Origin of the sequence: Okeania sp. KiyG1 (assembly GCF_014132355.1) — a bacterium.
GTDB lineage: Bacteria > Cyanobacteriota > Cyanobacteriia > Cyanobacteriales > Microcoleaceae > Okeania.
Genome location: NZ_BLZO01000106.1, coordinates 30,198 through 53,408, shown reverse-complemented (window position 1 = coordinate 53,408; position 23,211 = coordinate 30,198). Strand labels below are relative to the sequence as shown.

General features: G+C 37.5%; 17 protein-coding genes. 6 read left to right on the top strand and 11 right to left on the bottom strand.

The genetic code is table 11. From position 1 onward, the window contains the following. Positions 1–129 precede the first annotated feature (129 nt). Positions 130–864 (bottom strand): Rpn family recombination-promoting nuclease/putative transposase, encoded by a 735-nt coding sequence (locus SAGCYANO_RS25050; RefSeq protein WP_202222570.1) that lies wholly within the window; start codon positions 862–864, stop codon positions 130–132. Between the two features lie 767 nt (positions 865–1,631). On the opposite strand from SAGCYANO_RS25050, the gene SAGCYANO_RS25045 reads away from it, so the two are divergent. Then, positions 1,632–4,541 (top strand): Ser-Thr-rich GPI-anchored membrane family protein, encoded by a 2,910-nt coding sequence (locus tag SAGCYANO_RS25045; RefSeq protein ID WP_202222569.1) that lies wholly within the window; start codon positions 1,632–1,634, stop codon positions 4,539–4,541. Here the strand turns inward: SAGCYANO_RS25045 and SAGCYANO_RS25040 are convergent. The 3 genes from SAGCYANO_RS25040 to SAGCYANO_RS25030 form a co-directional block, all read right to left on the bottom strand. Beyond that, the gene (locus SAGCYANO_RS25040; protein WP_202222568.1) at positions 4,477–4,761 is read right to left on the bottom strand and encodes a hypothetical protein; all 285 of its coding nucleotides are present in this window, start codon (positions 4,759–4,761) and stop codon (positions 4,477–4,479) included. The genes SAGCYANO_RS25045 and SAGCYANO_RS25040 overlap by 65 nt on opposite strands. 71 nt (positions 4,762–4,832) lie before the next feature. Then, on the bottom strand, positions 4,833–5,189 hold the full coding sequence (locus SAGCYANO_RS25035) for a hypothetical protein (RefSeq protein WP_202222567.1): 357 nt from the start codon (positions 5,187–5,189) through the stop codon (positions 4,833–4,835). Further along, positions 5,179–5,436, bottom strand: a complete 258-nt coding sequence (locus SAGCYANO_RS25030) for a UPF0175 family protein (protein ID WP_307785968.1) — start codon at positions 5,434–5,436, stop codon at positions 5,179–5,181. The genes SAGCYANO_RS25035 and SAGCYANO_RS25030 overlap by 11 nt, the downstream gene beginning before the upstream one ends. 166 nt (positions 5,437–5,602) lie before the next feature. On the opposite strand from SAGCYANO_RS25030, the gene SAGCYANO_RS25025 reads away from it, so the two are divergent. Then, on the top strand, positions 5,603–5,812 hold the full coding sequence (locus SAGCYANO_RS25025; protein ID WP_202222566.1) for a hypothetical protein: 210 nt from the start codon (positions 5,603–5,605) through the stop codon (positions 5,810–5,812). On the opposite strand, the gene SAGCYANO_RS25020 is transcribed toward SAGCYANO_RS25025, so the two are convergent. Further along, positions 5,765–6,535: an Rpn family recombination-promoting nuclease/putative transposase gene (locus SAGCYANO_RS25020; RefSeq protein WP_255502696.1), complete on the bottom strand. Its 771-nt coding sequence runs from the start codon at positions 6,533–6,535 to the stop codon at positions 5,765–5,767. The genes SAGCYANO_RS25025 and SAGCYANO_RS25020 overlap by 48 nt on opposite strands. Before the next feature lie 496 nt (positions 6,536–7,031). On the opposite strand from SAGCYANO_RS25020, the gene SAGCYANO_RS25015 reads away from it, so the two are divergent. After that, positions 7,032–9,500 carry a pre-peptidase C-terminal domain-containing protein gene (locus tag SAGCYANO_RS25015; RefSeq protein WP_202222565.1) on the top strand — a complete coding sequence of 823 codons (2,469 nt, stop codon included), beginning with the start codon at positions 7,032–7,034 and terminating at the stop codon, positions 9,498–9,500. An 11-nt stretch (positions 9,501–9,511) separates the two neighbouring features. Then, complete coding sequence (locus SAGCYANO_RS25010) at positions 9,512–10,369, top strand: S8 family serine peptidase (RefSeq protein WP_202222564.1); 858 nt, start codon at positions 9,512–9,514, stop codon at positions 10,367–10,369. Between the two features lie 201 nt (positions 10,370–10,570). On the opposite strand, the gene SAGCYANO_RS50625 is transcribed toward SAGCYANO_RS25010, so the two are convergent. Continuing rightward, complete coding sequence (locus SAGCYANO_RS50625; protein WP_375339986.1) at positions 10,571–10,738, bottom strand: DUF2887 domain-containing protein; 168 nt, start codon at positions 10,736–10,738, stop codon at positions 10,571–10,573. A gap of 581 nt (positions 10,739–11,319) precedes the next feature. Between SAGCYANO_RS50625 and SAGCYANO_RS25000 the strand changes: the two genes are divergently transcribed. Continuing rightward, positions 11,320–14,262: a PPC domain-containing protein gene (locus tag SAGCYANO_RS25000; RefSeq protein WP_202222562.1), complete on the top strand. Its 2,943-nt coding sequence runs from the start codon at positions 11,320–11,322 to the stop codon at positions 14,260–14,262. A 118-nt stretch (positions 14,263–14,380) separates the two neighbouring features. Here the strand turns inward: SAGCYANO_RS25000 and SAGCYANO_RS24995 are convergent, their stop codons facing one another. From SAGCYANO_RS24995 to SAGCYANO_RS45585, 5 genes are all read right to left on the bottom strand, one after another. Continuing rightward, entirely contained in the window at positions 14,381–14,743 is a 363-nt protein-coding gene (locus SAGCYANO_RS24995; protein WP_237396661.1) for a DUF5615 family PIN-like protein, read from the bottom strand. 5 nt (positions 14,744–14,748) lie between these two features. Continuing rightward, positions 14,749–14,979, bottom strand: a complete 231-nt coding sequence (locus tag SAGCYANO_RS24990) for a DUF433 domain-containing protein (RefSeq protein ID WP_202222561.1) — start codon at positions 14,977–14,979, stop codon at positions 14,749–14,751. Between the two features lie 608 nt (positions 14,980–15,587). Beyond that, positions 15,588–15,713: a hypothetical protein gene (locus SAGCYANO_RS48020; protein WP_255502695.1), complete on the bottom strand. Its 126-nt coding sequence runs from the start codon at positions 15,711–15,713 to the stop codon at positions 15,588–15,590. Continuing rightward, positions 15,697–17,859, bottom strand: a complete 2,163-nt coding sequence (locus tag SAGCYANO_RS45590; RefSeq protein WP_237396660.1) for an ATP-binding protein — start codon at positions 17,857–17,859, stop codon at positions 15,697–15,699. Before SAGCYANO_RS45590 ends, SAGCYANO_RS48020 begins: the two co-directional genes overlap by 17 nt. Positions 17,860–17,906: 47 nt before the next feature. Further along, positions 17,907–21,125: an AAA family ATPase gene (locus tag SAGCYANO_RS45585; protein WP_237396659.1), complete on the bottom strand. Its 3,219-nt coding sequence runs from the start codon at positions 21,123–21,125 to the stop codon at positions 17,907–17,909. Between the two features lie 489 nt (positions 21,126–21,614). Between SAGCYANO_RS45585 and SAGCYANO_RS24980 the strand changes: the two genes are divergently transcribed. Beyond that, positions 21,615–22,664 carry an aromatic ring-hydroxylating dioxygenase subunit alpha gene (locus tag SAGCYANO_RS24980; RefSeq protein WP_202222560.1) on the top strand — a complete coding sequence of 350 codons (1,050 nt, stop codon included), beginning with the start codon at positions 21,615–21,617 and terminating at the stop codon, positions 22,662–22,664. The last annotated feature ends 547 nt before the right edge of the window (positions 22,665–23,211 follow it).

Here is a 23,211-nt window from a genome sequence, read left to right as displayed (position 1 = left end):
ATGGGGTGATGGGGTGATGGGGCGAACGGCCTATATATAGCGATCGTGCGTAAGTCCTGTTAAAGCACCATTTGTAGGGGCGAATGGTATTCGCCCTCTCCATAAGTAGAGTCTCTGCGTGAGTCCTGATTAATTAGACTGATTTTGAGCGGCTTGTTGAACTTGCTCCACAGTTAACTCCAATCGTCGTGCTATCTCTTCTACAGTCAACCCCAGTTCTAACAACAGAGGAACTGTCAATAGTTTTCCCTCTTCTCTGCCTTCTTCTCTGCCTTCTTTTCTACCTTCTTCTCTGCCTTCTTCTCTGCCTTCTTTTCTACCTTCTTCTCTGCCCTCTTCTATACACTCCTGCCTAGCTAGCCGCTGCATTCCTTGATAAAGTCGAGATTTTTTAAAGTCCTCCATGCCTAACATTTCTATTACCTCCTCTGGTTCTAAATCTTTAAATTTGTATAAAATAATTGTTTTTACTAATTCTAGCACTTTTTGTCGTTCAGCATCGTCTGCTAGTTCTGCCGTTGCTTTGGCCGCTAACATTTTTGCCTGTTCCACTGCCCTTGCTTGGTCTTCTACTATCAATTTAACTATGCCTAAACCCAAGTTTTCATAAGCTTCATCGCCCAAATCTTCCAGATAAATTCTGGTAACGTTGCTACTATTTAACAAAGCTTGATAGGGTTGAGAATCTTCGGGTTCAATCTTGCGGTTGCGAAATACTACTAATGCTTGCCAATGCTTGGTTTCTTCATATTGATAAAGATAGAGGAAAATCTCGGCAAAAAATCGACGGTAAAATGCTGTATCCTTTTGCATTTGCACTTCGCCAAAGTGGACTGGAGTAGTTGGCGACTCGGTATTAGGCACTAATACACCATCTTGTAGGGGCGAATGGTATTCGCCCTCCCTATCTGTAGACTCTGGTGCGTAAGTCCTGGTAGATATTGATAGAGATAATTACTTATCAATTTAATTTCTTCCTTGCCCTGAGAAATAAGTAACTCTTCGATTAATTTTGGCCATTATATCATGTCCGGATGATTAGTGATAAAAAAAACTTTCTCCTTCTTCTTCTTCCTTCTTCTTTCTTCCCTCCTGACTCCTGACTTCCCCTCCTGGGAGGGGTTAGGGTGGGTTGACTCCTGACTCCTCCGTCGTTATTTATTTATAACTGTTCAACCGGACATGATATTAGACATTTCTAAATAATTTATCTGTAATCTTCAATATTAATTTATGGAGAAACTATTATCGCACTCTTTACTAAATATTGTCAATTTTCGACAATATATGAATCTTTTTTGTCAATATTAGTCTTGTTTTTATAGTTAATTGCTTTTTTGACTAAATTTGAAGATTTTTTGAAAAAATCAAAAAAATTGTCGATTATCGACAAAAAAGCTCTCGGTCTATGTTAAAATATATAAGTTGAGTTAGTTATTATAGCAGTCGAAGCAAAGGTGTTTGACAGATCAAAAGCTTAAAACTCAGACAACTTAATACTTTCCCTTCTTCCCTCTGCTAGAGTTAGAAAAAACTTACTTATCCGAATATTTACTGAGATATTAATATCTGAGGTAACTAGCTCAAAAAACACAAATATTGATCTAAAAAATCTTTGTACAGAGGTAATTATGGATAATATTTTTGGTGAAGCATCTCGCAAGTTGGGGCCAGAGTTTACTGACCCAATGTTAGCTGGAATAGATGGAGCAAAAGTTAGTGATGAGCTGCGATCGGCTACTGGTATTGAGTCGAGTGCAGAAAGCTCGGAAGTAAAAGTTGAAAATTTGAGTACAGGTAATGATGAATTATTGCTGCCCCAGAATGGTTTAGGAACATTGGGTTTAAGTGAATCTCAGGAGTCACAAGAAAAGACCTCAATTGAAAAAGAAGACCCACTGATAGGAAAAGAGAATAATGTAGTTGAAGAAGTCGATTCCCTAACTGGTGACCAATCTAATGAGATAGAAGCAAAAACCAGGACTGCTCAAAGGCGGGATCGAGCAGGTAATAGCCGGGGGAAAGCCTATAATTTCGGAGTGTTGAAGGATGATGAGAAGTTGCGGGAATTTGTCGGTAGGTCTGACCGGAGGGACTTTTATAAGTTCAGAGTCAAAGAAAAGACAGAAGTAGATATTGAGTTGCGTGGTCTCAGTGGAAATGCGGATTTGTATTTGTTGAATAACAAGGGGAAAGTTCTTGAGAAGTCTACCAAGGGTGGTAAGAAAGCAGAGGATATTGAGCGGACTTTGAATCCAGGGACTTATTATGTCAGGGTACAGCCAAAGGGGAATGCAAATGCTAATTATACTTTGAGTTTGGATGCACATAGCCCGCACTCTCATACTGACGAACCAATAGTTATAAATATCGTTGATACTGCTGCAGACGCACCCACTAGTTTAGATGACTCTTCAACAATAGATTTGATGGTTGTTTACACTCCAGAAGCTCGCCGAGCGGAGGGGGGTACGGATGCTATGAAGGATTTAATTGAGTTTGCTGTTGATGATACCAATGAAGCCTTTGCTAAAAGCGGAGTTAAATCCCAGTTACGGTTAGTTCATACAGCAGAGGTTAACTATACTGAGTCTGGTAAGAGTGATACTGAACTTGAACGACTGCAAAAACCTTCAGATGGCTACATGGATGAAGTTCACAAACTGCGTCAAGATTATGGTGCAGATATTGTGAGCTTATTTGCCAGCGATTTTGATGATGCTGGTGGCAGAGGTTTTCTGATGGGAACACCTGCTTACGGATTTGAAAGGTATGCTTTTAATGTTGTTACCAATTATAATGCTAGGAATCGTCATACCCTTGCCCATGAAATAGGACATAATCTAGGATTAGCCCATGATCGCGATAATGCTGATGGTCAAGGTGCTTTTAGTTACGGCTATGGTTACACTACCCCTAGTGGCGCGGGAACTATAATGTCTTATGCTCGGAACAGACTTCCATACTTCTCTAACCCTGCTGTTAGCTATAATGGTGAAGCACTTGGTCGAAGCAACTTTGAGAACTCAGCTTTAGCGATTAACAAGGTAGCTGAATATGCTGCTAACTGGCGACCATCAGTAGATGCAGCCAAACCTAAAGACTCTATCACTGTCAAATCACCCAACGGTGGCAATACCCTAGAACCAGGAAATAGCTACAACATCACCTGGAATGATAACATCAGTGAAAATGTCAAGCTCGAATTATACAAAGGAGGTTCCTTCAACCGCACTATTACCAGTTCCACCAGCAGCGATGGCAGTTACAGTTGGACAGTACCCACATCCATAACTGATGGCAGTAACTATAAGGTGAAAATCACCAGCATCAGCGATAGCAGCGTCTCTGATTTCAGTAACAGCAACTTTACTATTGAAGCTGATGATCCAGACGACTTCATCACGGTCAAATCGCCCAACGGAGGCAATACTCTAGAACCAGGAAAAAGCTACAACATCACCTGGAATGATAATCTCAGTGAGAATGTTCGTATCTATTTGTACAAGAATGATGAGTTTGATCGGATGATAACTAACTCAACTGCTAGTGATGGCAGTTACACCTGGACAATACCAGAAAGTATAGCTGCTGGTAGTGATTATCAAGTAGCCATTCAGAGTGTGGTTGATAATAACATTTTTGACTACAGTAACAGTAACTTCACTATTAAAGCAAATGATTCCATCACGGTAAAATCGCCAAATGGTGGCAATACTCTAGAACCAGGAAAAAGTTACAACATCACCTGGAATGACAACATCAGCGAGAATGTTCGTATCTATTTGTACAAGAATGACGAGTTTGATCGCACAATAGCCAGCTCAACTGCTAGTGATGGCAGTTACACCTGGACAGTACCAGAAAGTATAGCTGCTGGTAGTGATTATCAAGTAGCTATTCAGAGTGTGGTTGATAATAACATTTTTGACTACAGTAACAGTAACTTCACTATTAAAGCAAATGATTCCATCACGGTAAAATCGCCAAATGGTGGCAATACTCTAGAACCAGGAAAAAGTTACAACATCACCTGGAATGACAACATCAGCGAGAATGTTCGTATCTATTTGTACAAGAATGACGAGTTTGATAGCACAATAGCCAGCTCAACTGCTAGCGATGGCATTTACACCTGGACAGTACCAGAAAGTATAGCTGCTGGTAGTGATTACAAAGTCGCTATTCAGAGTATCGGTGACAACGACATTTACGACTTTAGTAACAGCAACTTCACCATTAAAGCTAATGAACCAGATAAGTTCATCACCGTCACTTCACCAAATGGTGGCGATTTTCTGATTACAGGAAATAGCTACAACCTCACCTGGAATGACAACATCAGCGAGAATGTTGGCATCTATTTGTACAAGAATAACCAGTTTAATCGCACAATAAGCAGCTCAACTGCTAGCGATGGTATTTACCTCTGGACAGTACCGACTAACTTGGCTATTGGTGTCGATTATGAAATTGCTATTCAGAGTGTAGTTGATGGTAAGATTTACGACTACAGTGATCACCTCTTTTGGATATTCTGATTTCACATCTAGGGCATTTTTTCTTTCCATGATAGCAAAGTTCAAATAATTTTTCTCTTGTAGCGATCGCTCCTCCCAAAACAACCGAGTTTGAGGAGCGGTCTTTTTTGGGGAGGAAAGGAGCGATAGTTAATTCCAACCAATCAAAACTATCTTTACAGCGCTTTTGCTCATTGATGAACCACATCGCCATAACCAAAACCCTGTAGGGACGTTGCATGCAACGTCCCTACTGTGGTATACTGAAATGAAAACCGCTGTAATTATCAATTATCCATTATCAATTATCCATTAAAAAAGCATAGTTACCACTCCGAAAGACTGAGCGCAACGACGAGCTGCTCTATCGTCAATAATAACTGCAAAACCAGGTTTTTTTAATGCCAAACCAAGCACCGCTGACTCGCCTTTACCCAAATCCCAAGCTAATACTTCTGGGGAAATCTCGGTCATTTCTATACGTTGCGCCCAAGAAACCTTCATTAACCCCGTTGCAGCAACATCATTTTTCCTTCCTGCTGTCACTTCATCCCACACCGCCCCTGGAACCAAAATTTCATCAAAAAGTTGTGGTAGTAAATCGGTTTGTTTGCTTTTAAATAAAACGATTAATGGGGAAGAATTAATTATGACTCTTTTAATCAACATCCGTTATCTCCAGGGCTAACTCTTCAGCAGTGTACTGCATAAAATCTACTCGGTAACGAGATAGGGCGTTAATAAATTCCGCCCTTGTTAAGCCTGCTATTTCCGCAGCTTTTCCCTGGGAAATTTCCCCTAATTCGTACCATTTTACCGCAGCAGCTATTCGCATTTCTCTAACAAACTCGTGCGGATTTTTACGCAGCGCTGAGAATACTCCTGTGGGTAGTTCGACAGAAACGGTGGTCATCATAGTATTTTTGGTAATATTAATAGAATTATTTACAGTGTATTATATCAAATCTGTTTAACTAGGTATATTTATTTTCCCTGCTTAATTTTTCCTGCAACAAAGAAATTATTAATTGTTGAATACATCCTTTTTCAACCTGAGTTTCGGAACTCACCAGTCACTTTTTATGACTAAAGTCGTTACTACAAACAGGCGTTGGCGGAGCCTAGCGGCAGCTATATCGCTCCAGCCAAAAACAACCGCGTTTGAAGAGCGATCGCTTTTTTCTTTTGGAGATATTAGAAAGGCGATCGCTCTACCAATCAATAAGAGCGATCGCTATTTAACATTAATTAGACTGATTTTGAGCAGCTTGTTGGACTTGCTCCACAGTTAATTCCAATCGTCGCGCTATCTCTTCTACAGTCAACCCCAGTTCTAACAACAAAGGAACTATTCGCAACTTGGTTGATAATGCCCCCTCTTCCCAGATTCCTTGATAAAGTCGAGATTTTTTAAAGTCCTCCATGCCTAACATTTCTATTACCTCCTCTGGTTCTAAATCTTGAAACTTGTATAAGATAATTGTTTTTACTAATTCTAGCACTTTCTGCCGTTCAGCATCGTCTGCTAGTTCTGCCGTTGCTTTGGCCGCTAACATTTTTGCTTGTTGCACTGCCCTTGCTTGGCCTTCTACTATCAACTTAACTATGCCTAAACCCAAGTTATCGTAAGCTTCCTCTCCCAAGTCTTCCAGGTAAATTACAGTAACATTGCTGCTATTTAACAAAGCTTGATAGGGTTGAGTATCTTCAGGTTCAACATTACGGTTGCGAAATATGACTAACCCTTGCCAATACTTGGCATCCTCATATTGACTCAGATACAGAAATATCTCGCCAAAAAATCGACGGTAAAATGCTTCATCCTTTTGCATCTGCACTTCACCGAAATGAATGGGAGTATCAGGAGACTGAATATTAGGAACTAATACACCATCCAAACGAAAAGCTGTTTGTTTGATTTCGACTGAGCGAAACTTGTAAGAATTTGCCAGAGTGGGAGATTTACCAATGAGTTGAAAGTAAACACCAGGTATCTCTAAAAATAGTCTTTCAATAATTGATAATTGATAATGGATAATTGATAATTACCTCTCCCTAAAAGGAAGAGGATTGAATCAAAGGAAAATTTTTTCTTGTTTCTCCTTAAAAGGAGAGGCTTTAAACCTTAATTATTCGGTAAAATATACTGTCTGTTTTCATTCGAAAATTTTGTTGTCATGGCGATAATTATATCATGGTGAATAGCTGTCTATAAAAGTTTTAGGAAAAGCTTTTGGTCTATGTTAAAGTAGGTCAGTTGAGTTAGTTATTCGTTATAGCAATGTGCGCTGGCTTATGTACAAATCACAGGAAATGTCCAATAGCTAAAAGTCTTATATTATCGGTTTTTTATTCCCCCTGTTCCCTGTTCCCTGTTCCCTGTTCCCTGTTCCCTGCGCACAGCGCTATATAAAAACTTACTTATCCGAATATTTACTGATATATTAATATCTGACGTAACTAACTCAAAAAAACAAATATTGATCTAAAAATCTTTGCACAGAGGTAATTATGGATAATATTTTTGATGAAGCATCTGGCAGTTTAGGGCAAAAGTCGATCGACCCAATGTTAGCTGGGATAGATGGAGTAAGTGATGAGCTGCGATCGCCTATTGGTATTGAGTGGAGTGCAGAAAGCTCGGAACTAAAAATTGAAAATTTGAATACAGGTAATGATGAATTATTACTATCTCAGAATAGTTTAGGAACATTGGGTTTAAGTGAATCTCAGGAGTCACAAGAGAATACTTCAATTGAGGAAGAAGACCCACTGATAGGAAAAGAGGATAATGTAGGGGAAAAAGTCGATCCTCTAACTGATAGCAAATCTAATGAGATAGAAACAAAAACCAGGACTGCTCAAAAGCAGGATCTAGCAGGTAATAGTCGAGGTAAAGCTTTTGATATTGGGAATCTTGATGGTACTGATTTTTATACTGACTCGGTGAGTAGGAGCGATCGCAAGGATTTTTATAAGTTTAGTGTTGATGCAAGGGGTCAAGTTGAGATTGACTTGTCTGATTTGAATGGCAATGCCGATCTATATCTCCGTAATAGTAAAGGTAAGGAAATTAAAAAGTCGAAGCGTAATGGTGCTGCCTCGGAAAGTATTAGTCACATTCTGAACCCAGGGGAGTATTACATACAGGTTCAATCCAGAAATAAGCAGGTTTCAACGGACTATCATTTAGGGATGAGATTTATTGATACCGAGTCATTTAGTGCTTCTTTAGGAAAAAATAACCCCCAAGACTTTTACTCTTTGACTGTCAACAAGAAGGAAGACGTATATATTACTCTAGGTGGTTTGAGTGGCAATGTCGATTTGTACCTGTTAGACAGTAACCAGAAAGTTATTGACAAGTCCAAACTAAATGGTAAGAGAACTGAGCAAATACAGGAGACTCTAGTTCCTGGTGATTACTATGTTGAAGTGAAACGCAGAAATAGTAGAGTCAGCTCTGACTACACTCTCGACTTGGGTTCCAAGTTATGGGACTTACCTGGTAACAACCGCAGCAAAGCCTATAATTTTGGGACTATGGGTCAGGATCAAGAGACTAAACTTAGGCAGTCTGTCAGCAGGTCTGACCAGAAAGATTTTTATAAGTTTACACTAGAGGAAAGTGCTGAGATAGATATTTCTCTGGCGGGTTTGAAGGATAATGCAGACTTGTATCTGCATAACAGTAAGGGTAAAGTGATTAAAAAGTCAAAAAACAATGGCACTACTGCAGAAAGTATTAGTCATGTTCTCAGTTCAGGGGATTACTACATACAGGTGAAAACAAGGAGTAAATCGGATTCGACAGATTATTACTTAGGGTTCGAGCTAGAAAAGGCGCCTCCAGATGATGCAGGAAATAGCAGGGGGAAAGCACTGGATATTGGAAGTCTTTCCCAGGTCTTGTCTTACAGCGATTTTGTGGGAAGTGGCGATCGCCTAGATTTTTACACTTTTACTTTAGATTGGGAAAGGAATGTAAATATTTCTCTGGATGAGTTGACTGGTAATGCGGATTTGTTTTTATTGAATAGGCAAGGAAAAGTAATTGAGAAGTCTAAACGAGGAGGTACTAATATAGAGAAAATAGAGGAGAATTTGGCTGCTGGAACTTATTATGTGCGGGTGCAGGCAAGAAATAACAATATCAATGCTAATTATAGTTTGACTCTTGAAGCTGAAAATAATCAAGAAACATTAACTGTTCTGAAAGAGAATCTGAATCTGTCTGAGTTAGAGGATATAGGTTTCGAGCTTATTGATGAGCCAGTGGAAGTGGAGAAGGGGGTCTATTTTATTGGTACTGGTCCTACTGTAGATCAGTTCGATCCGATTCCTTTGAACGAAAGCTCTGCCAATACGACTAATACTGACCAGTTATGGTCTGGTCGTGAGCTAGGATTAAACTTAGATGGTTCTGGGGTAACGGTTGGTGTCTGGGATCAAGGAAAAGTTCGCGACACTCACCAAGAATTTGCTGCTGATGGTGGCAGTCGCGTCAATGTTGGCGACGATGTCAGCGACTATAACGATCATGCTACTCACGTTGCAGGGATTATTGGAGCTACTGGTGTAGATAAAAAAGCTCGTGGTATGGCTAACCAGGTCGAAATTATTAGTTTCGACTTTCAGAACGATATAGCAGAAATAGACGAAGTCGCTAAGGAGATAGATATATCAAATCACTCCTACGGGGGTATGACTGGCTGGAACAGGAAAGGAAAAAGCTGGCTTTGGACGGTGCCACTTGACGAAGACTCAGATGAAGATCCAGACTTTGGCAAATATAGCAACTATACTAAAGAACTAGACAAGGTATTGTATGATAATCCCCATCTTCTCAGTGTTTGGGCTGCAGGTAATGACCGCGACGACAAATATAATGGAAATCAATCCTACTACTTAGCTACTTTTGTTGACGATTCAAAAATACCAGATAATGCTAATAAAAAGATGAATATTGGTATGCAATAACAAATGAATCTGTGTACTCAACCCCCTCAATAGATGGTAACGAAAAAACTGGCTATGACACTTTGCCTATCCAGAAAAACGCCAAAAATACTTTGGTTGTAGGAGCCATTAACGACCGGAAACAAATGACCAAATTTTCTAGCTGGGGACCGACAGATGATGGTCGTATTAAGCCGGATGTGGTAGCCAATGGTTTTGAGGTGTACTCGACTAGCTCTGCTTTTGATAAAGCCTACACCACAAAATCAGGTACTTCAATGGCAACACCTCATGTCACTGGTACTGCTGCACTCCTGCACCAACATTACACAAATTTACACGGTTCCGAGGTCAAACCTAGCAGCGCAACCATGAAAGGTTTACTAATTCATACTGCTGCTGATGCAGGCAACCCAGGTCCTGATTATAGTTATGGTTGGGGTGTTGTAGATGGCGCTGCTGGTGCTAACTTCTTGAGTGACTCGAAAGCAGAAGACGGTTCTCTTTTACGCCAAGACGAGAGTTATACTGGCAGCAAGCAGAAGATAGAAGTTAAATCAGACGGTAGTGAGCCTCTGAAAACCACTATTGTTTGGACTGACCCTGCTGGAAAAGCTCATGGCAATGGATTGGATGATGACACACCAGCGTTAGTGAATGACCTCGACTTATGGATTGTTGGACCGGATGGCCAGACCTATTATCCCTGGAGTTTAAACCCTGGCAAACCGTCAGACGATGCGGTGCGGAATCAGAAGAACTCAGTAGATAATGTGGAGCAAGTGCTGATAGATAATCCTGTTGCTGGTACATACACCATCCATGTTGATTCAGATAAGTCTTTTCGTCAGAAATATTCGCTGTTCGCAAGTGGATTGGGGAATGAATAAATTACGTTTAAGAATTTAGAATTTAGAATTTAGAATTTAGAATTATATCAAATCCGTTGGCTTGGGAGTAATATAATTTCTATCGTCAGTAGGGACAAAAGGCTGTCCTACTCTAGAATATCAATAAATTATTCCTCAATACTGAATTATACCAATGCTACCGGATTTGATATTACCTATCCTTGAAAAGAAGAGGATTGACTAATCATGAAAATTTTTATTTATTATCCCCTTAAAAGGGGAGGCTTTAAACCACAATATTTCGGTATCCTTTTGCATTTGCACTTCGCGAAAGTGGATCGGAGTAGTTGGCGACTTAGTATTAGGCACTAATACACCATCTTGTAGGGGCGTTTTGCTGCGCAACATATAAAACGGAGCTTTGCGTGAGCAAATGGTATTGGCTAACGCCAAGCTCCGCTTTACATGTCGCGGAGCGTTAACGGAGTTATGCGGTAGCAAAACGCCCTCCCTATCTGTAGAGTCTCTGCGTAAGTCCTGGTAGATATTGATAGAGATAATTACTTATCAATTTAATTTTTCCTTGCCCTGAGAAATAAGTAACTCTTCGATTAATTTTGGCCATTAAACATTTCTAAATAATTTATCTGTAATTTTCAATATTAATTGATGGAGAAACTATTATCGCACTCCTTACTAAATATTGTCGATCTTCGATGATAAAACATGAATTTTTTTGTCAATATTAGTTTTGTTTTTATAGTTAATTGCTTGTTTTGACTAAATTTGAATATTTTTTCAAAAAAATCAAAAAAATTTGTTGATTATCGACAAAAAGCTCTAGGTCTATGTTAAAGTACTTCAGTTGAATTAGTTATTAGTTAGAAAAAACTTACTTATACGAATATTTACTGAGATATTAATATCTGACGTAACTAACTCAAAACAAAACAAATATTGAGCTAAAAAATCTTTGCACAGAGGTAATTATGGATAGTATTTTTGGTGAACCATCTAGCAAGTTTGGGCCAGAGTTTACCGACCCAATGTTAGCTGGAATAGATGGAGTCAGTAATGAGCTGCGATCGGCTAGTGGTATTGGGTCGAGTGCAGAAAGCTCGGAAGTAAAAGTTGAAAATTTTAATACAGGTAATGATGAATTATTACTGTCTCAGAATAGTTTAGGAACATTGGGTCTAAGTGAATCTCAGGAGTCACAAGAAAAGACCTCAATCGAGGAAGAAGACCCACTGATAGGAAAAGGGGACAATGTAGGGGAAAAAGTCGATCCTCTAATTGGTGGCGAATCTAATGAGATAGAAACAAAAACTAGGACTGCTCAAAGGCGCGATCGAGCAGGTAATAGTCGAGGTAAAGCTTTTGATATTGGGAAGCTTGATAGTACTGATTTTTATACTGACTCGGTGAGTAGGAGCGATCGCAACAATACTGACGAGGAATTACTCCAGACTGAGTTTAAGTCGCAACGAAGAGCCAGCAAAACTGATAAGGGGGGCAATACTCTAGACACTGCTTACAATCTTGGTACTCCCAAACAAAAGCAACAAAAGATTAGCGACTTTATTGGCACGTCAGATCCTAACGACTACTACCAGTTCAAAGTGGACGGTGATGGTGCTATAGTGAACCTTACTCTTAAAGGACTAAAAGAAGACGCCACTTTAATACTTTATGACAGTAATGGTGACTGGATAACGGGTTCCTTCAATGAAGGGACTAAAAACGAATCGATTAATCGCGCCCTCTTACCAGGAACTTATTATACCAATGTTTTCTACAACTTTGGAGCTAATACTGATTATAATCTGATATTGAAAGCGACACCAATTTCGTCAGACGGTGCAGGTAGTACTTTACAAAGCGCTCGCGATCTAGGCACTTTAAAGAAGAATCAAAATTTCCGCGACTTTGTGGGTAGCATTGACGGCAGTGACTATTACAAATTCAATGTCAAAAAAGATGGCACGATTCTCAACCTGAGTCTCCAGGGATTGGACGACAATGCTGATGTCTCATTGTACCAGAGCGGTCGGGAATATCCAATAGCAGGTTCATATAACGATGGCAAAAAAAAGGAGCTTATTACTGAACCTTTAAAGAAAGGCACTTACTACGCCAGCGTCTTCTCACCATCTGATGGGGGAGATACCAAATACAACTTAGTCTTAAAAACTAAAGCAGATGGTGCAGGGAACAGCAGGAGTAAAGCTCGTAATCTCGGTACGATCAATGGGAATAAAACCTTGAGCGATTTGGTTAGCTCCTTTGCTAACGATAGCGATGACTATTACCGCTTCAAAGTCAAGAGTTGGACTAATTTAGCTCTCGACCTCAAGGGATTGAAGGACGATGCTAATTTGGAATTAGTTGATAAAAAGGGCAATGTCGTTGCTAGTTCCAGTGAAGCAGGTACTAAAGACGAATCAATTAATAGCGCTCTCAAACCAGGCACTTATTACGCTAGAGTTAACATTGGTTGGGGAGAAACTGATTACAAACTGAAACTGTCAGCCCAAGAGGCACCAACAAATTTAGCTACCATTAACAATCTCTCTTTCAGTGGGAAAGAAGGGGATGAGGGAACTTTCCAAGTTCGATTGAACAAAGCACCTAAATCGAATGTAACGCTGAAGTTCGATCCTGGTAAGTTCTTGACGGTGGATGCCGATAATAATAAGAGCAATGGCACTCAAGATACTATTACCTTTACCCAAGCTAATTGGAAGAAACCGCGCACAGTTAGCTTTATTGCTGAGAAAGATGGTTCAAAACGCAATCGCAAGTCTGGCAATACTATTGATTACTCTCTCAATGGAGGTCTCCAAGGCGGCGGCACTTATGACTTAGGACTAATTAAGAACACCTACGCGCCAGATAATAAAAACTTTAACATTGACTTAGATTTTCGTAATGACTATCTTGGTTTCTGGACACCTGAGCGCCGGGAAGTAGCACAGCAAGCCGCTAATGACTGGGCGAGATGGATTGCTGATGAACATAAAGGAGTGAACTTGGAAAACGTACAAAAGTCACAGGTAAATATTAATCGTGGTCCTAAGTTTACTTTCGAGACAAATAGATTTGTTGACGATCTGGTAGTATTCCTAAGTGCAGATCCTCTTACTGATAACAGTGCTGCAGGAATTGCGTCTTTTGACAGCGTCAGTGAATCAAAACCTTTGCCTAGAGTAACTACAATGTCTGTTAATACAGGACTCGAAGATTCTGTCCCTGAAGACTATTACCCTCTACTCATTCACGAATTAGGTCATACCTTGGGACTTATTGGTGGGACTTATGCGAGCGAGCAGTTAGTCTCTGAAGGATTCTTCACAGGGAAATATTCACGAAAGTTTAACGGTGGTAAGAATGTTCCACTGAGCGATATCTTTCATCCTAGTTATGAGGTTGAATCTGGGGTCTCAACTCCTTCTTTTGGCTCAGTTTCCGAGTTAGATAAAAGATTATTGGCTGACAGCGGTTACAAGGTATATGGAATTAATGCCAAAGGTAAGCCAAGACCACTTTCTGACTTGAGGAAATCAATAGAAGATGATTATCGTGAAGGCGCCCGCAACTTGGGTACTCTCACCAAAAAGAAACAGACTGTTAATGATTTTGTAGGGAGAGGTTTTGATTTTATAGACTACTACCGCTTTGAAGTAAAAGGAAGTGAAAAAACTGTAAAGCTTAATCTTGATAAATTGACTGGCGATCCTTATATGATACTGCAAGACAGTGAAGGTGAGCTCATTACAAGGTTTTTTAATGAAGGAACTCTACCAGAATCAATAAACGTTCCCTTGAATGCAGGTACTTATTATGTAGGTGTTTCAACTTGGAGTCCCACAGAGCAAAAGTCTTTTATTGAGGACGACATTAATTACAGGTTGAGCGTACAACTGACGTAAGCACTTGTAGTGGGAAGTATTAGCGATCGCTCCTCCCAAAACCAACCGCGTTAGAGGAGCGATGCTTTTTTTATGAAGAAGTTAGAAAAGCGATCGCCCTATTAAACATCTATTAACTTCAAACAGAGGGACGGCGAATACGGGTTTGAGTTTTATCCGCAACCACTAAGCAACCCTGCAAATTTGCAAGTGGATATTCCTGCACAACTCGCATCAAAATATCAAGCACAGCTTGGCGACCTCCACTACCCGGACGCAAAAGTAAAATACCAGGGTGAGTTCCCGGTGGAAAACGGCGGACATCAGAAAAATCAAGATCGAGAGTAATAAAAAAGCGTCCTTCAGTACAAACTTGCTGCCATACAACCTCATCATCCTCACCAGATAATCCTTCATCAGTAACCCGATCGCAATCGTAACCCTCATCCCTGAGAAAATTAGCATGGGTAATACTGAGATTTTCATCTAATTTTATCAACATAATTCCTATCGTAATGGTAATAGCTCTTCTTCTCTCACCAGTGCCGCAGCATAAGCGATCGCCACTCGTACATTTTCTAAAGTCAAGGGTGGATATTCTTCAACAATTTCTTCTATTGTCAACCCCTCTGCCAGATTATCTAGGATGACCGAAACCATAATCCGGGTTCCTTTAATACAAGGTTTCCCATGACAAACTCTGGGATTAAAGCCGATCTGGTCTTGCCAGTTACTCATTTTTAGACCTCTACTACGACAACTACAAGTGATAAAATATTAACATCAATTCAAGGGATAGATTGCTCCTCTAAAACCAACCGCATTTTAGGAGCTATCCCACAGGGTTGCGGATGCAACATCGCTTTTTTTTAGCTATCCGCATTTCTCTAACAAACTCGTGCGGATTTTTACGCAGCGCTGAGAATTATCCTGTGGGTAGTTCGACAGAAACAGTAGTCATCATAGTATTTTTGGTAATATTTATAGAATTATTTACAATATATGATATCAAATCTGTTTAACTAGGCGTATTTATCAAAATCATAAGGGTCTAAAACCCCGCCTTGATTGCCAAAATAGGGAAGAAAGGAGGAATGCTTATGAAATATTGGAGATGGGGTATTGATAATTTTGCATTGGTAATTTGAGGTATGATACCATGTCTGGATAAGAGCGCGATAGAACTATGTTACCTTTACGCGACCAAAAAACTTTCTCCTTATACTCGGGGTTTCTTCTTCTTTCTTCCCTCCTGACTCCTAAAGAATTAAGATTAATATCATACACGGGCTTTACCAACGCCGATAATTTCAGTATTTCTTTAGTACTGTCGGTACTGTCAGTCCTTAAATTTTATTATAACTGACCCGTCCGAACATGATATGACTCTTTCTTCCTTCTTCCTTCTTCCTTCTTCCCTCTTCCTTCTTCCCTCTTCCTTCTTCCTTCTTCCTTCTAACTATAATTACCACTAGCTGGTTTAATAGGAATTTCAATTATGAACTCTGTACCTTTTCCAACTTCAGAAACACAACTCAAATTACCCTGATGTTTTTCTACAACAATTGAATAGCTAATTGATAGTCCTAAACCTGTACCAGCACCCACTGGTTTAGTAGTAAAAAATGGGTCAAAAATCTTGGATAATGTCTCAGAATTAATACCATTGCCATTGTCCCCAACTTTGATTTTTACTGTGTTTAACTCTGTCACTTCAGTAGAAACTGTAATGGTGGGTTTATGGTCAAATTCCTGTTGTTTATCTCGCAAAAATGCTAAAGCGTCAATGGCATTACTGAGTAAATTCATAAATACCTGATTCATTTGGGAAACATAACAGATAACTTGTGGTAACTGACTATAGTTTCTGACTATTTCAACTTCACGTTTATCTGACTTTTCCTTAATACGAGTATGTAAAATTAGAAATGTACTATCGATACCTTCATGGATATTTACAGGTTTCATTTCTGCTTCATCTAGACGCGAAAAGTTGCGGAGAGAAATGACAATATCTCGAATACGTTCGGTACCTACTTTCATTGAATTCAAAAGTTTCTGTAAATCTTCTACGATAAATTCCAATTCGATTTCTTCAATTTCATCTTGAATTTCTTCTACAGGTTCAGGATAGTGTTCTTGGTATAAATCAATCAAATTTAGTAAATCAGAAACATATTCAGTAGCGGGAGAAAGGTTTCCATAAATAAAGCCTATAGGGTTGTTAATTTCGTGGGCTACTCCTGCTACTAATTGTCCTAAACTGGACATTTTTTCACTTTGAATTAGTTGAGATTGAGTACGTTGTAACTGTTGTAATGTTTGCTCTAGTCGTAGATTTTTTTCATTTAATTCTTGAGTTCTTTCTTGTACTTTTTGCTCTACAAAAGTATATAAGATTGAATTTTCTAAAGATACTGCTACTTGAGATGATAAAAGCCTTAATATTTCCAAACGTTCTGGAGTAAATGCACCTGTAATTAAGTTATTTTCCAAATACAAAACTCCGATGAGCTTACCAGTATTAATAATTGGAGTACATAAGACTGATTTAAGTTTAGTTTGAGCAACATAAGAGTCTGTTGTGAACCGATCTTCAGCAACAGCATTGCTTAAAACAATATCTTGACGGGTTCTTTCTACATAGTTAATTATTGTTAGTGGTAAATTTTCATATTCATTAATTTTACTTTCTTGAACTACGACTTCTTCAGAATCTAATGTTGCTTCAGCTTTAGTGATTAGTTTACCTTCTGTGAGCAACAACAAAACACCTTTTTCTGCTCCAGCATTTTCGATGAGAATTTTCATTAACTTAGATAGTAATCTATCTAATACAATCTCACTAGAAATTGCTTGGGATGCTTTAATAACTGTGTCTAAATCTAGGGATTGGCCATGGTTGGTCGTGTCACCAGAAATTGCTGTGGTTTGAGTATCAATTATGCGATTTTTAACTGTTAATATATTTTGCAATTCTGGATATTGATTCTCTAAATCTTGCAGCTTTCTAGTTGCGCCCCATTTTTGATAACTATAGTAAGCTTCTTGTAAATGAACTTTGGCATACTTAAATTTATTTTGATTTAGCCAATATTTTGCTGCCAATTCATTTCCTAGGGCTTCATATTGGATAAATTCATTTTTATTTGCTGATTCTATTGCCTGATTATATAATTCTATAGCTTCTGCATTTTTTCTCTCAATACTTACCATTTCTGCTTCTACTAATAAATATTTATGTTCAAAGTTTTCTTGACAGTTATCTGCCCAAATTTTCATCTGTTGTTGATTTTTTTCTAGTTGTTGCCAATATTCTGTTTGCTTAGTTTCTGAAACATGAGGATAGAGGGCAGCTAAGATTAGTGAATAATAAAAATTAAATTCTGTTGTAGGTACAGTACCTATAATATATGTCAGATATTTTTGAGCTTCTAAGATGCTATGCAGTGCGGCATCTAAGTCTCTATATAAATAGAGAATATAAGACTTATTAATTAGATAGATACATAGAGAGTGAAAATTTTGATGTTGTTGACAATTTTCCAAGTATTCTGTTTCGTTAATTTTGTCAATATCAAAGTGAATTTTTTCGTCTTTTGAAGGGTTGATATCCATTTTTTCTGTTTGTGGATGCAAGTTTTCTATAATATTTTTAATTCCTGTTAAAGTATCTGTCGAAAGTTGATTTTTGGTTTTTGAGTAAATTGTAAATAACGAGAAACTTCTTTCAATATTTCTGAGATTTGTATACCTTGAAATAATAAGTTAATAGCAGTGTTATGTAGAAGATAACCTGCATATTCTAAATCCCCTGATTCTAAAGCCGCTCCATACCCTTCGTTGTTAATTACATTAGATTCTTTAATGTGCTTAAACCAAAAGCTTAATGTATTAGCAAATCCAGCACAAGCCTTACATTTTAATCCTGAAATTTCCCATTTATCAGTTAGTTTTAATGCCAACAGACCAAACTGATATGCCGAGTGATAATCTCCTAAATAACTATTGAGGATTATTCCATAGTTACAATAACAAAGGCATGACTCAGCAACTGAACCATATTTCAAAGAAATATTGACACCTTTAAGCACAATTACTGTCCATAATTCTGGTGAAATTAAATAAGCAGATGCAATCAAATTTGTTATTAAGGCTAAAGCTACTTTATATTTTGATTTCTCAATGTTTGTTTCATTAATCAGACTAGCTATTTCTTTAGTGCCTAAATTTTCTTTGACTTGAGTAAATTCCTGATTTATTACTGTCTGTAAATCTGTTTCTGGAAGTTCTATTTCTAGTAACCCTAGAGCTTTCTTTGCTGCTGCAATTGCCTCTTTGTACTGAGCGCGTAAAGTATATTGAACAACCAATAAATTATAAACTTCTGTTTTTTCAATAACTGATTTTGAACGGTCTAATATTAATTTGATTAAGGCTTCACTTTCTGAAAAATTACTATTTAAATATTCTACTATGGCCCCTTCTTTATATAACGCAAAAGTTAAATCATAGTATTGAGTCCAACAATCCCGGTCTAATAGAGATATACCTGCTGTAATATATTCTTGAGCAGCTACATAAGCTGTGGCATCTTTAGCTTTTTTACCTGCTTCTACATTTAATTTTGCTAGTTCAATTTTTTCTGATTCATCTGTAATTAAAGTTCTACCTATATTCAAATGATCTACTAAATCAAAAACTCTTTCACTACGATATTCTGGAGGAGTATTTTTCAAGAATAAACGGCCAATTTTTAGATGTAAATTTTGTTTTTGAGATTCATCTATGAAAGTATAAGCTGCTTGTTGTACTCTATCATGCAAAAACTTATAATTCAGAATTAAAAATGGATATAAGTTCAACTCTACATTTTTAGCTTCTGTTTCTGACGCAGGTAGAATTAATCCTTCCTGAATAGCAGGTAATAAATCTTGAAAAGTTGCATAAGATTCTTTTTCATAAATTAACGAAAGTGTATTCAAATCAAATTGGTTTCCTACACAAGCAACTAAGCTTAAAACTTTCTGAGTTAATTGCGGTAATTTTTCCAGTTTTCCAATCATTAACTCCACTACATTATCAGTAATATCAAGTGCTGTGATTTGTTCTATATTCCACTGCCATCGAATCTGTTCGGAATCAAATTTCAGCAAATTTTCTTGATAGAGAGTTTTCATAAATTCATTAACAAAAAATGGGTTTCCTCCGGTCTTACTTTCTACCAATTTTGCTAATGGTTGTACTGAAACTCGATCGTTGCACAATGTTTCTGCAATTAATTGATTAATATTTTCAAATGTTAAAGGAGTTAAATTTATCTGATTTATTTGTGCATAATTCATACTCTCAGATGGAGTGCGAATAGCATTTAAAGTCATCACTAAAGGATGAGTTGGACTAACTTCATTATCTCTATAAGCTCCAATTAAAAATAGATACTTTGTTTCTACATCTGTCATCATTAATTTAATTAACTTCAGTGTAGCGGAGTCTGCCCACTGTAAATCATCAAGAAATATAACTAAGGGATGTTCTGGTTGACAAAATAAACCGATAAAATTTTGAAAGACGATATTAAAACGATTTTGAGCTTCATTTGGTCCTAATTCTTGAATTTTTGGTTGGGTTCCAACAATCAATTCTAATTCCGGAATTACATCAATCAGAATTTGCCCATTTGTACCAAAAGCTGCTAAAAGTTTATTTCGCCATTCATGTAATTTAGCCTCACTTTCACTTAAAATAATTCTGACTAACTCAGAAAAAGCACTCACAATTGCTGAGTATGGAATACTTCGTTGAAACTGGTCAAATTTCCCCCAAATAAAATACCCGCCTTGATGGATAATAGGTTGAGAAATTGTTTGTACTAAAGCTGATTTACCTATGCCAGAATAACCAGCTACTAACATCATTTCTTTGCTACCTTTACAAACACGCTCAAAAGCTGCTATTAGCGTTTCAATTTCTAATTGTCTGCCATATAGTTTTGATGGAATTTTAAATTTATCAGAAATATCTTGACTACCAAGGGGAAATTCTACAATTGTTTCTATCATTTGTAATTGATTTAAACATTCATCTAAATCGGCAATTAAACCCCAAGCACTTTGATATCTTTCATCAGCAGTTTTTGCTAGTAATTTGAGGACAATATTTGATATTATATGTGGTACTTCTGGATTGATTTCATGTGGTGGTTTTGGCTGTTTAGCAATATGGGCATGAATTAATTCCATCACATCATTGTTAGTAAAAGGAAGCTGTTGAGTTAATAGTTCATAAAAAGTAACACCAAGAGAATAAAAATCTGTACGATAATCTAAAGAACAATTCATTCTACCCGTTTGCTCTGGAGATATATAAGGAAGAGTACCTTCTAAAATATTTGAATGTTTGAGTTTATAACTGTCACGAGTTAATACAGAAGATATATTAAAATCTATAATTTTTAATTCGCTTGTCGTGAGGTTAAAAATTATATTAGATGGATTAATATCTTTGTGAATAATCTTAGCACTATGAATTTCACCTAAACTTTCAGCAATTTTAATCGCTAAATTCAAAAAGCCCAATATAGTAAATTTTTGTGATGTAATTAATGTTTTGAGAGATTCACCGCCAAAATCTTCTAAAATCATCACTAGAGTATTATTATATTTTTCTAATCCATAAACTTTAATCACTCCAGAAAAATTCAAAGAACTCAGAATTTCATACTCTTTTCGATAACGATTATTCTCAGCTTCAGAAGGAAAATCTCCTTTGCTAAATTTAAGTACAACAGATTGATTATTCTCCTCATGCCTACCTCGATAAACTACTGAATTATTACCTTCATAAATTTTGGCAAGAATTTGGTAACCTGGAATATTAATCATTGTGAAATTCTCCTACAAAACTACTCTGATTTATCTTTTCTGTAGCGGGTTTAATACCTCATCGTCAACGGGGATGCTTAAAATTGTTTGGGGTTTATAGACACAAATGTGGTCGGTCGTTGACTATCCATAAGCAATAGACATCTCCAGAAAAGAGGCAACAGGCAACAGGCAACAGGCAACAGGCAACAGGGAGAAAGAATTGATAATTTATGCATGATAATTGATTTTATTTTGAATTTTTGGAGATGTCTAATTTTCCCTTCTGCATAGCTGCCTTCTTCAATTATTAAGAATTAATATTATCTTTAATATAGAATCCGGTTATATAGTATATGTTGATAATTTCTATAATTACTTCAAGCCTTTAATCTCCCCACTCCCCCACTCCCCCACTCCCCTGCTCCCCCACTCCCCCACTCCCCCACTCCCCTACTGCCCTACTCCCAACTATATAATAACTATTCAACCGGACATGATATAAGCCCTATGTCTTCCTCTCAAATAACTTTTTTCCATGATATCCGTAACTTAGGAATTAATCATAATCACTGGTATGCTGTTGCCCGCAGTGCAGAGGTAAAATCTCAACCTTTCAGCATTACCCTTTGGCATCAATCAATTGTCCTTTATCGGGACCAAGGAGGAAAAGTCCATGCTTTGGAAGACCTTTGTCCTCATCGTTTTGTCAAACTTAGTTCTGGTCGCGCGATCGCCGATGAATTAGAATGTGCATATCATGGATGGCGTTTTAAGTCAAGTGGTCAATGTTCTTATGTACCTTATTTAGGCAGTAATCAAAAATTGCCTAGTTGCAAAATCCGCACTTTTCCAGTCAAAGAATTACATGGTTTTATCTGGCTATTTCCAGGAGATAAATCCTTAGAAAATTCAGTTTTTCCATTAGAAATACCTGAGTGGGAACATCTAAATTATATCGCCACAATCTCAGTCATAAAATGTCGAGCGCACTATTCTTATTTAGTGGAAAATTTGATGGATATGCACCACGGACATTTACATCAAAACTGGCAAGCATGGGCAGCAGCAGAATTAATAGATTTATCTGAAAATGACCACCGAGTAGATGCTTTTTATGATGCTCAAAGTTATTACAAAATCGACAAAATTTGGTCGATATCTCAATTATTATTTCCTAGTTTACGACAACTTCATCCCGAACCATTAAATGTTAGTTATATCTATCCAAATTGGGTTTCTAACCTAGGCAAAGATTTTAAAATTTATTGTCTTTTATTACCTATTAACGAACAACAAACCCAAGCTTATCTAATTCACTTTACATCACTTCATGCCTTTTGGCGTTTACATAAACTCCCAGAATGGTTTAGACGATTTGTCAAAAATAGTTTATTTGGTTCAGCTCAAAAACTACTCGATGGATTAGTACAACAAGATGTAGAGATGATTGAAGAAGAACAACAAGCTTATCTAAAAAATCCCCAACAACGTAGCTATGAGTTAAATAAAGCTTTGGTAAGTACACAAAGGTTAATTAAAAAACAAGCGCTCCACTGAATCATAAATATATGCTGAAAATAATAGAATATCTGCGTAACAACCGATAAGATACTTATCAAGGTATAAAACTTATCATACATAAGTTATCACCGTATTTAGTGCGAAGTCATAAGTCCCTGAGTTAAATCAAGTCAAGAAAGAAAAATGACTCCTTGATGAATCTGGAAGATTTCAACATGGAGTATAGCTTTTGACGAATTATTAAGATTTCCAGGGAGCAGCTATATAGATAGGTAATGGAAATTAGCCTTACCAAAAAGCCATTTTGAGAGCAAAGGCATTTCGATCAGGGTGATGAAAAAGGGCAAAGTATTTTCGCCGAGGCAAATTGATACCTTATGAGACTTTAAAGGGAATAATTAATTTAATAACCTTTTTTCTTCCATATAGTATTAGTTGGCCAGATAATGGAAAAAATATGGAGCAGCAAGTTTAACAACTCAGAATGGTAAAACACAAAAAAATCTGTAATGGAAGTACAGGATGTAACAAGTAAGCGCAATAAATTTGGTATCAATACCAATATGCTTGAGCATAAGGGGTA

Coding starts and splice junctions, on each gene's coding strand:
- SAGCYANO_RS24990 (WP_202222561.1), bottom strand. CDS start 14,979: ATGAGTAACTGGCAAGACCAGATCGGCTTTAATCCCAGAGTTTGTCAT.
- SAGCYANO_RS25015 (WP_202222565.1), top strand. CDS start 7,032: ATGGATAATATTTTTGATGAAGCATCTGGCAGTTTAGGGCAAAAGTCG.
- SAGCYANO_RS25040 (WP_202222568.1), bottom strand. CDS start 4,761: ATGCAACGTCCCTACAGGGTTTTGGTTATGGCGATGTGGTTCATCAAT.
- SAGCYANO_RS45585 (WP_237396659.1), bottom strand. CDS start 21,125: ATGATTAATATTCCAGGTTACCAAATTCTTGCCAAAATTTATGAAGGT.
- SAGCYANO_RS25000 (WP_202222562.1), top strand. CDS start 11,320: ATGGATAGTATTTTTGGTGAACCATCTAGCAAGTTTGGGCCAGAGTTT.
- SAGCYANO_RS25035 (WP_202222567.1), bottom strand. CDS start 5,189: ATGTTGATTAAAAGAGTCATAATTAATTCTTCCCCATTAATCGTTTTA.
- SAGCYANO_RS24980 (WP_202222560.1), top strand. CDS start 21,615: ATGTCTTCCTCTCAAATAACTTTTTTCCATGATATCCGTAACTTAGGA.
- SAGCYANO_RS50625 (WP_375339986.1), bottom strand. CDS start 10,738: ATGTTGCGCAGCAAAACGCCCCTACAAGATGGTGTATTAGTGCCTAAT.
- SAGCYANO_RS25045 (WP_202222569.1), top strand. CDS start 1,632: ATGGATAATATTTTTGGTGAAGCATCTCGCAAGTTGGGGCCAGAGTTT.
- SAGCYANO_RS45590 (WP_237396660.1), bottom strand. CDS start 17,859: ATGGATATCAACCCTTCAAAAGACGAAAAAATTCACTTTGATATTGAC.
- SAGCYANO_RS25030 (WP_307785968.1), bottom strand. CDS start 5,436: ATGATGACCACCGTTTCTGTCGAACTACCCACAGGAGTATTCTCAGCG.
- SAGCYANO_RS24995 (WP_237396661.1), bottom strand. CDS start 14,743: ATGTTGATAAAATTAGATGAAAATCTCAGTATTACCCATGCTAATTTT.
- SAGCYANO_RS25025 (WP_202222566.1), top strand. CDS start 5,603: ATGACTAAAGTCGTTACTACAAACAGGCGTTGGCGGAGCCTAGCGGCA.